General features: G+C 60.4%; 10 protein-coding genes. 3 read left to right on the top strand and 7 right to left on the bottom strand.

All coding sequences use genetic code 11. The features are described 5' to 3' along the window. Positions 1–179: 179 nt before the first annotated feature. From gyrA to DWV32_RS09420, 7 genes are all read right to left on the bottom strand, one after another. Positions 180–2,888: a DNA gyrase subunit A gene (gyrA, locus tag DWV32_RS09450; protein WP_117757980.1), complete on the bottom strand. Its 2,709-nt coding sequence runs from the start codon at positions 2,886–2,888 to the stop codon at positions 180–182. A gap of 41 nt (positions 2,889–2,929) precedes the next feature. Then, positions 2,930–4,960 (bottom strand): DNA topoisomerase (ATP-hydrolyzing) subunit B, encoded by a 2,031-nt coding sequence (gene gyrB / locus DWV32_RS09445; protein WP_117757978.1) that lies wholly within the window; start codon positions 4,958–4,960, stop codon positions 2,930–2,932. A 105-nt stretch (positions 4,961–5,065) separates the two neighbouring features. Next, a complete protein-coding gene (locus DWV32_RS09440) occupies positions 5,066–5,629 on the bottom strand; it encodes a DciA family protein (protein ID WP_117757977.1) in 564 nt (187 codons plus the stop codon). Continuing rightward, positions 5,616–6,722: a DNA replication/repair protein RecF gene (locus DWV32_RS09435; RefSeq protein ID WP_117757976.1), complete on the bottom strand. Its 1,107-nt coding sequence runs from the start codon at positions 6,720–6,722 to the stop codon at positions 5,616–5,618. Before DWV32_RS09435 ends, DWV32_RS09440 begins: the two co-directional genes overlap by 14 nt. 9 nt (positions 6,723–6,731) lie before the next feature. After that, positions 6,732–7,835 (bottom strand): DNA polymerase III subunit beta, encoded by a 1,104-nt coding sequence (gene dnaN / locus DWV32_RS09430; RefSeq protein WP_117584030.1) that lies wholly within the window; start codon positions 7,833–7,835, stop codon positions 6,732–6,734. Between the two features lie 238 nt (positions 7,836–8,073). After that, positions 8,074–9,798 carry a DnaA ATPase domain-containing protein gene (locus DWV32_RS09425; RefSeq protein WP_089572573.1) on the bottom strand — a complete coding sequence of 575 codons (1,725 nt, stop codon included), beginning with the start codon at positions 9,796–9,798 and terminating at the stop codon, positions 8,074–8,076. A gap of 15 nt (positions 9,799–9,813) precedes the next feature. Then, positions 9,814–11,166, bottom strand: a complete 1,353-nt coding sequence (locus tag DWV32_RS09420; protein WP_089572572.1) for an ATP-binding protein — start codon at positions 11,164–11,166, stop codon at positions 9,814–9,816. 345 nt (positions 11,167–11,511) lie between these two features. Between DWV32_RS09420 and rpmH the strand changes: the two genes are divergently transcribed. The 3 genes from rpmH to yidD are packed head-to-tail and all read left to right on the top strand — an operon-like array spanning position 11,512 to position 12,226. Then, a complete protein-coding gene (rpmH, locus tag DWV32_RS09415) occupies positions 11,512–11,646 on the top strand; it encodes a 50S ribosomal protein L34 (RefSeq protein ID WP_019127408.1) in 135 nt (44 codons plus the stop codon). Positions 11,647–11,666: 20 nt separating this feature from the next. Continuing rightward, complete coding sequence (gene rnpA / locus DWV32_RS09410; RefSeq protein WP_082435526.1) at positions 11,667–12,005, top strand: ribonuclease P protein component; 339 nt, start codon at positions 11,667–11,669, stop codon at positions 12,003–12,005. After that, positions 12,002–12,226, top strand: a complete 225-nt coding sequence (gene yidD, locus DWV32_RS09405; protein ID WP_022093804.1) for a membrane protein insertion efficiency factor YidD — start codon at positions 12,002–12,004, stop codon at positions 12,224–12,226. The genes rnpA and yidD overlap by 4 nt, the downstream gene beginning before the upstream one ends. The last annotated feature ends 2 nt before the right edge of the window (positions 12,227–12,228 follow it).

Raw genomic sequence — 12,228 nt, 5'->3', positions numbered from 1 at the left:
CTGCTCGCACGGAGAGCACATTAAGTGCTCTCCGGCTCGTGCGGAACTCGCGATCGACTTCGCATGCCGCCGGGCAGCCGGGGCCGACGCGAGGTTCAAGATTGTCAAAAAAGCGGTCGGCGCGCAGTGCGCTGACCGCCGATATATGGGGTCTGATATTTTCTACCAGCTAGTTCCTCTTACTCGTCTAGGAGATCCTCTGGCATGTCGTTGCCGTCGCCTAGATCGACAGGGGTTTCTTCGGGGGCAGAGCCGTCTTCTGTGGCTTCGCCTTCGGGCTTCTCCTTGGCGGCCGTCATGCGAGCTACGGCGCAGATGCGGTCGTTGTCGTCGACGGTCATCATCTTGACGCCCTGGGTGGCGCGGCCGGTCTGGCTGATCTCGTCGGTCTTGACGCGAATGACCGTCGCGCCCTCCGTCACGATGAACAGCTCGTGCTGCGGGCCCACCGTCTTCATGGCCGCGAGGTTACCCTTACGCTCGGTCATTTGGATGGTGTAGACGCCCTGGCCGCCGCGATTCTGCTCCGGGTAGTCCGCGACCGGCGTGCGCTTGCCGTAGCCGCGCTCGGTGATGACGAACAGATCGCCGTTGCCGTTAGTGACTTCCATGCCCAGAACGCTCACGCCGTCCTTCATGCTAATGCCGCGAACGCCGCTGGTATCGCGACCGGTAGCGCGTACCTGCTCCTCGGAGAACATGATCGCCTTGCCCGCGGTGGTGGCCAGGATAATCTTGTCGCCCTCGCGCACGCGGCGCACGTTCAGCAGCGCGTCGTCGTCACGCAGGTTGATAGCGATCAGGCCGTCGCGACGGCTGCGGTCATATGCGCTCATCACGGTCTTCTTGACCATGCCGCTCTTGGTGGCAAACATCAGGTACTCGTCGGCCGGGAACTCGCGGCAGCTGATGACGCTCGCAATCTTCTCGCCTTCCTCGAAGGGCAGCAGGTTGACGATCGCGGTACCGCGCGCCTGGCGCGTACCCACCGGCAGCTCGTGCACCTTCAGGCGATAGACCCTGCCCTTGCTCGAGAAGAACAGCACGTACTCGTGCGTGGACGCGATGAACATCTCGTCGATAACGTCGTCCTCTTTGAGGTTGACGCCCGATACGCCCTTGCCGCCGCGCTTCTGGGCGCGGTAGGCAGCCACCGGGATACGCTTAACGTAGCCGGTATGGGTGATGGTCACGACCATATCCTCGTCGGCGATGAGGTCCTCGACATCCAGGTCCTTCTCAACCTGGCTGATCTCGGTGCGGCGCTTGTCGCCAAACTTCTTGGAGATCTCGCGCATCTCTTCCTTGATGACGCCCAGGATCTTCTCCTCATGCGCCAGCAGGTCCTCGTAGTAGGCGATGGCGCGGCGCAGGCCGTCCAACTCTTCTTGGATCTTGTCGCGCTCCAGGCCGGTCAGGCGGCGCAACTTCATCTCGAGGATGGCCGTGGTCTGTTCGGGCGTAAAGCCAAAGCGCTCGATCAAGCGGCTGCTGGCCTCGGAGTCGGTCTGCGAGGAGCGGATGATGCTAATGACCTCGTCGATATGGTCGAGAGCCATCAGATAACCCTCGAGGATATGCGCGCGGGCTTGGGCCTTCTTAAGGTCGAAGCGGGTGCGGCGGGTGACGACGTCGACCTGGTGGTCGATGTAGTGCTGCAGCATCTCACGCAGGCTCAGGCATTTGGGAACGCCGTTGACGAGCGCCAGGTTGTTGGCGCCAAAGGTCGTCTGCAGCGAGGTGTACTTATACAGGTTGTTGAGCACGACCTGCGGAATGACGCCCTTCTTGAGCTCGATAACCAGACGGATGCCCTTCTGGTTGGACTCATCGCGCATATCCGAGATGCCCTCGATGCGCTTGTCGTTGACGAGCTGGGCAATCTTCTCCTGCAGGGTGCCCTTGTTGACCATGTAGGGAATCTCGGTGAAGACCAGGCGACTGCGACCGGTCTTGGTGGACTCAACGTGTGCCTTGGCGCGCACGGTAATGGAGCCGCGGCCGGTCTCGTAGCTCTGCTTAATGCCGGCGCTGCCCATGATGATGGCGCCGGTGGGGAAGTCCGGACCGGGCATGATCTGCATGAGCTCGTCGACGGTGGCGTCGGGGTTGTCGATCAGGTAGCAGGTGGCCTCGATCGCCTCGGTGAGGTTATGCGGAGCGATGTTGGTGGCCATGCCGACGGCGATGCCCTGGCTGCCGTTGACCAGCAGGTTGGGGAAGCGCGCAGGCAGCGCCACGGGCTCGGCGAGTGATTCGTCGTAGTTGGGCTGCCAGTCGACGGTATCCTTCTGCAAGTCACGCAGCAGTTCCATGGCGGGCTTTGCCAGGCGGCTCTCGGTGTAACGCATGGCGGCGGCGCCGTCGCCGTCGATGTTACCGAAGTTGCCGTGACCGTCGATGAGCGGCGTGCGCATGGAGAACCACTGTGCCAGGCGGACCATGGCCTCGTAGACCGCGGAGTCACCGTGCGGGTGGTACTTACCGATAACTTCGCCGACCGTCCAAGCTGACTTCTTGTGCGGGCGGTTGGGGTAGATGCCGCTCTCGTTCATCGCGTACAGAATGCGGCGGTGCACCGGCTTTAAGCCATCGCGCACGTCCGGTAGGGCACGCGCCGTGATAACCGACATTGAATACTCGATGAACGATTGCTTCATCTCGCGACCGAACTCCGAAATCTGGAGCTGGCCGCCGTTGATATCCTCGCCGGCCGAGGCGCCGCGATCGACTTCGCCAAAGCTCTCCTCGAGCTCGGCGTCGTCTTCTTCCTCATCATCATCGGCATCGGGGTTATAGGCGTCCGGATCGCCGTCCTCGCCCTGCTCAGCACGGGCAAGCAGGCGCTTCAGATCATCGGGCATACCGGCATCGCCGGCCTCGTCCATACCCTCGTTATTGTTGATATCGTCTGCCACGTTACCTCCTCTTAAGCGTCAAGGAAACGCGCGTCATGCGCATGTTTTTCAATGTACTCGCGGCGATAGCCGACCTCGGAACCCATCAGCTCGCGCACGGCGCGGTCTGCCACCACGGCGTCCTCGATCGACACGCGCTGCAGGATGCGGGTCTTGGGGTCCATCGTCGTCGAGGCAAGCTGCTTGGGGTCCATCTCGCCCAGGCCCTTGTAGCGCTGGACGGTATAGCCCTTGCGCTTTTTGGTGATCTTGCCGTCCTTGGCCTTGCCGTCCTCGTCGTTATCGTCGGGGTTCAGGCCCAGGCTCTGGATGGTGTCGCGCAGGATCTCGTCTTCGGGCTGGCGGCCGTTGGGATACACGTAGTGGATCTTGTTGCGCACCTTAATGCCAAAGATGGGCGGGCAGGCAACATAGACGTAGCCGGCATCGATCAGCGGACGCATGTACTTGTAGAAGAATGTCAGCAGCAGGATGCGGATATGCGCGCCGTCGACGTCTGCATCGGTCATGATGATGATCTTGTGGTAGCGCGCCTTGGTGATATCGAAATCGCCGCCGTCGCCGGCACTCGTCGTGACGCCGCAACCGATCGCGGTAATCAGCGACTGGATGGTGTCACTCGAGAACGCGCGATGGTCACCAACGCGTTCGACGTTCAAAATCTTGCCGCGCAGGGGCAGAATCGCCTGGATGTCTCGGCGGCGGCCGTCCTTGGCCGAACCGCCTGCCGAGTCGCCCTCTACAATGAAGAGCTCGGTCAGCTCGGCATCGCGCACCGAGCAGTCGGCGAGCTTACCGGGCAGGGACGCCGTCTCGAGCAGGCTCTTGCGGCGGGTCGCCTCGCGCGCCTTGCGGGCGGCGTTGCGCGCCTTGCAGGCCTGTTGCGCCTTCTTGACGATCTCGCGAGCGGGCTTGGGATGCTCCTCCAAGTAATCGGCGAGGCCGTCGGTCACGATCTTGAGCGTGAGCGCGCGCATATAGGAGCTACCGAGCTTGGCCTTGGTCTGGCCCTCAAACTGCGGGTCGGGCAGCTTGACCGAGATAACGGCCGAAAGGCCCTCGCGTACATCGTCGCCGGTCAGGTTGGCGTCTTTTTCCTTGAGCAGGTTCTGTTTGCGCGCGTAGTCGTTGATCACGCGGGTGAGCGCGGTGCGGAAGCCCTCAAGGTGCATGCCGCCCTCGGGAGTGTAGATGTCGTTGGCAAACGACATGACGTTCTCGCCGTAGCCGCTATTCCACTGCAGGGAAACCTCGACCTCGCCCATCTTGGCCACGGGAGCGTCCGGGTCCGATTTGCCCTCGATGTAGATGGGCTCCTTAAAGGCCTCGGGGACGTCCTTGCCCTCGTTGAGGAACTTGACGAAGTCGATGATGCCGCCCTCGTAGCAAAACTCCTCCACGTGGGGAGTCGCCTCGCGCTCGTCGGTCAGCACGATCTTGAGGTTCTTATTGAGGAACGCCGTCTCCTGCAGACGGTTGTGCAGCGTATCGAAATCGTAGATGCAGGTCTCGAAGATCTCGTCGTCGGGCCAGAAGGTGACGGTGGTACCCGTCGAATCCGAGGTGCCCACGACCTCCATCTTCTTGACGGTCTTGCCGCGCGAGAACTCCATCTCGTAGGTGTTGCCATCGCGACGAACCTGAACGACCACGCGCTTGGACAGTGCGTTGACGACGGAGATGCCTACGCCGTGCAGGCCGCCCGAGACCTTATAGGCCGAGTTATCGAACTTACCGCCGGCGTGCAAGATCGTCATAACGACCTCGAGCGTCGGGATCTTTTTAACAGGGTGCTCGTCGACGGGGATGCCGCGCCCGTTGTCGACGACCGTGATGGAGTTGTCGGCGTGGACCGTCACCTGGATCTCGGTGCAGAAACCGGCCATGGCCTCGTCGACGGAGTTGTCAACGATCTCCCACACCAGGTGATGCAGACCGCTGGCGCTCGTCGAGCCGATATACATGCCCGGGCGCTTACGAACGGCCTCGAGACCTTCGAGAATCTTAATCTCGCCGCCATCGTAATCGTTTTCGTTTGTCACACGTCCTCCTTCAGTCAAGAAAATGTGTACAGCCTTACTAGTTTATCGTAAAAAAATACCCTCGGGACCGAGGGTATTTGGCTCTACAAGGCCACCAGATGCGATTTAAGGCTCTTTTTTGCTTTGCACGCCCTTGGCCCACTCGGCACTGGCTCTCATGGCATTCTCGAGGGCCTCGCGCAGTTTTTGGTCTTCGATGGGCGCCACCTGGCGCTCGATCTCGGTGCACTCGGCCTCACTTAGGTCGGCGTGCGGGGCCGGCGGGCGCTCGGTCGTCGCCGGGCGCAGGCGCTCCTTGGCGGCGGGCGGCGTGTGACCGGGCGCGGTGGTTTTGAACACCAGGCCGTCCACATGCGCACCGGCGCGCTCCATGCGCGCGCGGATGATCTCGCGCAACAGCGTCATTTCCTGCGTCCACGAGGGCGAGTCGAGATACACCAGCAGCTCATTGGACTCGGGCAGGTAGCGCAGCCCCGTCACATGCCGCCCCTCGCGCGTGCCCGAGCACACCGCGTTCCATGCGCGATAGACCGTGCGCGACTCCTCGGCGGCCTCCATCTGCGCACGGCGCTCAGGTGTCGCGGCCGCCAGGATGCGCTGGCGCTCTGCGTTCAAAAACCCGCTGAAGGCGACTGTCTCGCTCTCGCGCTCGTAATTAGCACGTCTCACCCATGCTCACCACCTTGGCTCGATTAAGCAGGTCATCGGTAAAGTACCCCAGGTTGGTCGTGGTTATGACCGTCTGGATATCATCGCCGATCAGCCGCAGGAAAGCGCCGCGACGCTCGCCGTCGAGCTCGCTCATCACGTCGTCCAAAAGCAGCAGTGGGGCGGTGCCCAGGACATCGCGAGCCACGGCAACCTCGGCCACCTTCCAGGACAGCACCAGCGTGCGCTGCTGTCCTTGGCTGGCAAATGAACGGGCGGAGCGACCCGCCACGGTAAACTCAATCTCGTCGCGATGCGGTCCCACCAACGTCACGCCGCGGCGAATTTCCTCGTCGGCATGCTCGTCAAGGGCGGCCAGCATGCGCTCGTACGCCCAACCCTTCAGCTCTTCGCGATCCTCGACCTGGGGCAAAGCCCCCAGCGTGGACGCATAGGTCACGTTGGCGGCCTCACCTGACGCTACTTGCCCGTAGGCAGTGTGCACATGGCCCGCCAGCCGGTCGAGCAGGGCCAACCGGTGCACGAGCAGGGCCGAGCCCGCGCGGGCAATCGAATCGTTCCACGCGCCGAGCATCTCGCGGCAGCACCAGGTCTCCTTGAGCAAGGCGTTACGCTGGGTCACGCAGCGCCCATAGGTGCTCGCAAGATCGGCATAGCGTGCGCTCAGTTGCATGCCAAAGTCATCGAGGGCGGCGCGGCGCACACTGGCGCCACGCTTAACCATGTCCAGATGGTCGGGGCAAAACAGCACGCTCGGAAGAACCCCGCGCACACCGGCGGCAGAGCATCTCTTGCCGTTGCGGCTAAACGAGCGCTTACCGTCCTCCGCGCTCAATCCCATATCAAGCACGCGGCCGTCGCCCTCGAGCCTCAGCTCGATCTTGCACGAGCCCACGCCGTCATGGACGAGCTCGGCTGCGGTCGGATGCCTAAACGAGGCGCCGCTCGTCAGCAGCTGCAGCGCCTCTATGAGATTGGTCTTTCCCGCCGCGTTGGGTCCCGCAAGTATCGTCACGCCCTCGTCCAGGGCAAGGTGATAGCTATCGAAGCTGCGGTAGTGCGCGACGGAAAGATCGCGGGCGAACATGGTCATGGCGCAGCGCTAGATGCGGACCGGCATGACCAGGTACAGGTAGTTGATCTTGTCGTAGGACTTAAAGATGCCCGCCTGCGAGTAGCTCTTGAGCTCCAGCGTGATCTCCTTCTCCTTGGACAGGGCATTGAGGCAGCCGAAGATGTAGTGGTAGTTGAAGGCGATGGTACCCGACTCGCCCTCAGCCTCGACATCGATCGTCTCCTGCGCAAGGTCCTGGTCATTGGAAATGGAGGACAGGCCCATCTGCCCGTTCTCGACATCGATCTCGAACTTGACGGCGGGGTTGGCGCTCGCGATAACGGCCACGCGCTTGAGGGCGGCGTTAAAGGCGGCGACATCGATCTTGACGCTCGTCACGCACGAATCGGGGATGAGCTGCTTGTAGTTGGGGTACACGCCCTCGATGCGACGCGACACGTAGGTGGTGTTGCCGGCCTCGAAGACGACCTGGGTGTCGGTAGCCCCGATCATGATGGTCGCCTGGCTGGCCATGATGTTCAGCGCATCGTTAAAGGCGTCAGCCGGAACGTTGAGCTCAAAGGAGCCCTCGAGGGTCGAGGTCTCGACCTGCGTATCGCACACGGCCAAGCGGAAGGAATCGGTCGCCACCAGGCGTACGGTGTTGTTCTCGACCTTCATGTGCACGCCGCCCAGGATGGGGCGAGCCTTGTCGGTCGAGGTGACGCGCCACACGCGGCCGACCATTTCGGACAAGACATCGGTCGGCAGCTCCACGGCACTCTCGATGGCATAGGCCGGAAACTCGGGGAAGTCATTGGCATCGAGCGTGTTCAGCCTAAAAGAGCTCTTCTCGCAACCAATCAGCACCTGGCGCTCGGACAGCTCAAAGGTGACCGGGGCATCGGGGAGGGTCTTGGTGATATTGGAGAGCACCTTACAGGGGATAACCATCTCGCCCTCTTCTTCGACATGCGCCGCGATGCGATGACGGATCGAGATAGTGTAGTTAGAGGTCTGGAATTCCAAGATGCCGTCTTGGGCCTTAACGAGCACGCCCGACAGGATGGGAAGGGTGGATGCCGAAGCGACACCCTTCATAACGACGCCGATGGCTTGTGTAAGCGAGCTCTGGCTGACGGTGAACTTCATCTTTTAATACCTTTCTATAGATATAAATATCTTAATAATAGTAATAGCACTGACGAAACTGTTGATTACTCCCAAAGACGCAGGTCAGACCAAGAAAGAGAATCGACAGCAACCTGTGTGCAACAGGGGTGGTTTTCCACGTTCAAAACCTGCGCAAAACTTTTCATCACCGCGGGTTGGGTTTTAGACACCTTATGCCCGTGGTTTCGACAAGTTTTCAACAGGTGTCTCTATTTCCCTACGAGCGCAGTGTAATTTTATCGCGCAGCGACTTGAGGTCTTCGGTGACGGTGCGGTCTTCCTGGATCATCTTCTGGACCTTTTTGTAACTCGTGCTGACGGTCGAGTGGTTGCGGTTGCCAAATTCGGCGCCCACCGCCGTGGTCGTCATCTCGCACATCTCGATGGCCAGGTAGATAGCGATATGGCGTGCTTTGGCGATATTGGCGTTGCGACGCGGGCCGATGAGCTCCTCGTGCGTCACGCCGTACTGCTCTTCGATGACGGACTGAACCGTCTGGACGTTGATCTTTTTGGCCGATGTGTCAAAGTACTGGCTGGCGATGGCGTCGATATCGTCAAAGGTGAGCTCCCCGCCCTCGCGCTCGCGGTCGCCCGCCTCGCCGGCGCAGCGCTCGCAAAAGCTCTCGAGTTCGCGGATGTTGGTGCCCGAGACCTCGGCCATGTGTTTAAAGTGCTCGTCGGTTAGGTGCCCGCCGTCGCCCCCATAGGCCGCCAGCAGCGAGTCGTCGCCTGCCTCGGGAGCGGCGACGATGGTGTTCTCGTAATAGCGCTGCAAGATCTTGTATTTCATTTCGTAGCTGGGCTCTGCGACCAGGCAGAGCATGCCGGCGTTGAAGCGGCTGGTCAGACGCTCGTCCATGCTCAGGTCCTTGGGGGCGCGGTCTGCCGCGATGACGACCTTCTTGTTGTTGCGGATGAACTCGTCCATGAGCTGGAAAAAGTAGTCCACGCTCGCGCGCTTGCCGATGATGTTTTGGATGTCGTCGATGATGAGCACGTCCACGCCGTGGTACGCCTGCATGATGGGGGCGTTGCTCTTCTTTTGGCGGTCGAACTCGGTCATCAGGTCGTCCAGATATGCCTGGGAGTTGGCATACTTGACCTTGATCTCGGGCGACTTTTCGGCGAGCTCGTTTTTGATGGCAAGCAGCAGGTGCGTCTTGCCCAGGCCCGATTTGCCGTAGATGAACAGTGATGTGCACGTGCCCCGCTCGTCCGCGAGGGCGGCAAACTTGAGTGCCGAGCGATAGGCATGGCTGTTCTCGGGGCCGTAGACAAAGTTCTCAAAGGTAAATTTTGAGTTCGCGGCGAGCGGGGCTCCATCCGTATTCTGTTCGGCCGGCGCGGTCGGTGCTGGCATGGGTGAAGCGGGGGTCGCAGCTTGCGTGGATTTAGTCGGCGCTCCGCCCTTCATCTGGTTCATCATGCGGCGAAAATCATCGGCCGAGAGCGTGTTCTTGATTGCAATGCCCGAATCCGCGCCCGTCGTTGCGTCGTGAGCGATGGGCATGTGCGTGACGGGTGCGTTCGTTGACGTCGCCGCCGCGGTCGGCAACGGTGCCATGGTTTCACGGGAAACATCGCTGTGCTGGTGCTCGATTGTCGGCACGTCGCCTGCGGAGGCCGGCACCGCCGGGGAAGCTGCGGGAGCCGTGGCAGGCGCCGTCGCGGCAGCGGATTCCGTCGCGGCGCCTTGCGGTGCCACGATGTCGAGCGCGATCGGTGCAAAGGCGATTTCTTCCAGATAGGCCTCAATGGTCGGCTGATGCTTTTTGAGCTGCGCGATGGCAAAGCGCGAGGGGGCCTCGATCGTGAGCGTATCTTCGGTCAGGCTTATGGCGCGCGATTGCCCCAGCATGTTGATGAGGCGTGCATCTCGGCCGTCGCGCTGGCAAAAGGCGATGGCATCCCCCAGGATGATGCTTGCTTCCTCGTCCACTGTCTCTCCCGTTCTTTAGCTCTGAGCTCGCACGCGAGCGGCGCCGAGTTCGGTCAGATGGTATTTCTGGCCATGCTTGATGACCAAGCCGGCCTGCGCCAAGTCATTGAGCGTGCGTGACCAAGTGGGGGCCGAGTTTCCAAACGCCCTCGCCAGATCGGTGGCACCGCACGCTTGATTTTGCGCCAGATAGCCCAGCGCGGCGTTGCCGCGATCGCTTACGAACACGTCCGGTTGTGGCTGCGCATACTGATTTGCTGCATTAGGATACATCATTTGAGCTGCTGGTTGTTGAGAACTCTGCATCGGCGGCATTTGCTGTTGAAAACTTTGAGGCCACTGGTGGTAAGGCTGCGGAGGCATCTGCTGGGCCCAGGGGTTGTACTGCTGCTGCGTCATCTGCTGGTACGGCTGCTGATATCCCTGCTGGTACTGCTGCGGGAACTGCTGGCCATACCCCAGTGGCGGCATCTGCTGATATGGATATCCCTGTTGGTACGGCTGATAGCCCATTTGCTGGCCACCCGGTGCCCCCGTCGCCTGCTGCATTGCTGCTGTATCCTGATCCGCCAGCGGCATGGCCTCTGGCACGTTTGGCGGCATCGACATCGACGCCGCCTGGGGCTCTTGTGTAGGAAGCATTCCGGGCTGCTGCATCTGTCCCACGCGGGGCTGCATCTGTTGCGTTGCCATGGGCTGCTGCGCAAAAGCCCCCGGCAGGGGATATGCGGGCTGCTCCGTCTCGGGCCGCACGGCAGCACCGCGCCCGCCGGCGCGTTCGATTTCCTGCACGCGTTTAGGGTCCAGGCTTACCGTAACCACGGTGCCGTTGCCCATGTTGTCCTCGATGGACACGGCCCCGCCGGCGTTTTCCAAATACTCCTGCACCATGGGAAACCCTGCTCCGGTTCCACGGATATAGCGCTTCATCTTGCTGTTTGCGCTGGTAACGCCAAAGTCGAAAGCGCGCTCCTTGTCGTCGATGCCGGGTCCTTGATCAGCAAAGCGGATGGTGTCTCCGCCGTCCAGAATCGAGATGATGGGCTCGGCAAAGTGTGCGTGGATAAAGTTTTCGACAATCTCGCGGATGACCATGAGCGAGATGTGGCCACCTTGCTCTTTCATACACTGGTAGACGGTGTTGGTCGTCTCTTCCAAATACGTGCGGACATCTTGCGGATCAATGACGATCACACGCGGTGTCGACAGCATGTCGTCATAGACGGCGATGCGCGCGGCGTACATGGCTTTTGGCGCCTGCGTGGTCGTCTGCTCGCCTTCCTTACGCTCTTCGCGCACGCCGGTGATGTGCTCGTTGTCGGGTGCCGGGTCTCCGGAATCGACCATGGTGTAAAAGTCGTCAGACATGCCGCTCGCAATCTTTCAAAAGGTTTCGAACAAATAGTAGCTCACCGTGCAATGTTTCTCATCTTTCGACAACTTTTCAAAACCTGTTGAAAACTTTGGAAAACGGACGAAAAGTTCTCAACATTGCCAACATGACCTGTTGAAAAATCGATGAAATATCGTGAAAAGTTGCCATGCACCGCTAAATCGAGCTCGGCTTATGGGGGAACCGTGTGAACTGCGCAACCTTTTACCTTTGATTTCTTGACATTTGAACATTGATTTCCCTACAATCTTCAAGCTCACGTGTCTATATCTGCGTCCGCGCCCCCGCGGACACTCGAAATGCAGCAGGAGGAACTTAAGATGAAGCGTACGTATCAGCCTAATAAGCGTAAGCGTGCCAAGACCCATGGCTTCCGTGCCCGTATGGCCACCAAGGGTGGTCGTGCCGTGCTCGCCCGTCGTCGCGCCAAGGGCCGCAAGCGTCTCACTGTCTAGCAGCGATACACACATCTCGCATGAAGACTATTAAGTCTCGGCAAGATTTCGAGCATGTGTTCAGTCAGGGGCGTCGTTTCAATCACCCTCTGATTCGAATGACCATATGTGAATCGGTTGGCGAAGGCGACTCCGGAAGGGTCGCCTTCGTTGGTGCTAAACGGCTCGGTTGTGCTGTCGTGCGCAACCGTTCTAAGCGTGTGATGCGCGAGGCCGCCCGCAGCTGTGGATTTCCCGTTGCGGGTTATGACATCATCTTGTTCGCAACTCCCAAGACGAGGGTTTCCTCGCCGCAGGAGATGGACAATGCATTGCGTTCGCTTATGAAACGCGCCGGCGTTGCCGGGGAGGAGCGATGAGCAATCACGTTTTGCGACGTGTTGCCATCGCTCCTATTCGCATATATCAACAGGTTATTTCGCCCTTATTGCCTGACGCCTGCATTTATTACCCAACGTGCTCGCAATACGCCGTCCAGGCGATTGAGAAGTACGGTGTTTTGAGAGGCTGCTGGCTTGCCGTGAGGCGCATCGCTCGCTGCAATCCCCTGCACGTCGGCGGTTATGACCCTGTGCCCTAGCG

The sequence above is a fragment of the Collinsella sp. AF04-24 genome (assembly GCF_003465685.1).
Taxonomy (GTDB): Bacteria; Actinomycetota; Coriobacteriia; order Coriobacteriales; family Coriobacteriaceae; genus Collinsella; species Collinsella aerofaciens_AP.
The sequence above is the reverse complement of the archived record's forward strand: the minus strand, read 5'-3'. Positions and strand labels throughout refer to the sequence as shown.

Bases quoted from the DNA above. Each gene is read 5' to 3' on its own strand.
- gyrA (WP_117757980.1), bottom strand. From the start codon at position 2,888: ATGGACGAGGCCGGCGATGCCGGTATGCCCGATGATCTGAAGCGCCTG.
- DWV32_RS09435 (WP_117757976.1), bottom strand. From the start codon at position 6,722: ATGACCATGTTCGCCCGCGATCTTTCCGTCGCGCACTACCGCAGCTTC.
- dnaN (WP_117584030.1), bottom strand. From the start codon at position 7,835: ATGAAGTTCACCGTCAGCCAGAGCTCGCTTACACAAGCCATCGGCGTC.
- DWV32_RS09420 (WP_089572572.1), bottom strand. From the start codon at position 11,166: ATGTCTGACGACTTTTACACCATGGTCGATTCCGGAGACCCGGCACCC.
- rpmH (WP_019127408.1), top strand. From the start codon at position 11,512: ATGAAGCGTACGTATCAGCCTAATAAGCGTAAGCGTGCCAAGACCCAT.
- rnpA (WP_082435526.1), top strand. From the start codon at position 11,667: ATGAAGACTATTAAGTCTCGGCAAGATTTCGAGCATGTGTTCAGTCAG.
- yidD (WP_022093804.1), top strand. From the start codon at position 12,002: ATGAGCAATCACGTTTTGCGACGTGTTGCCATCGCTCCTATTCGCATA.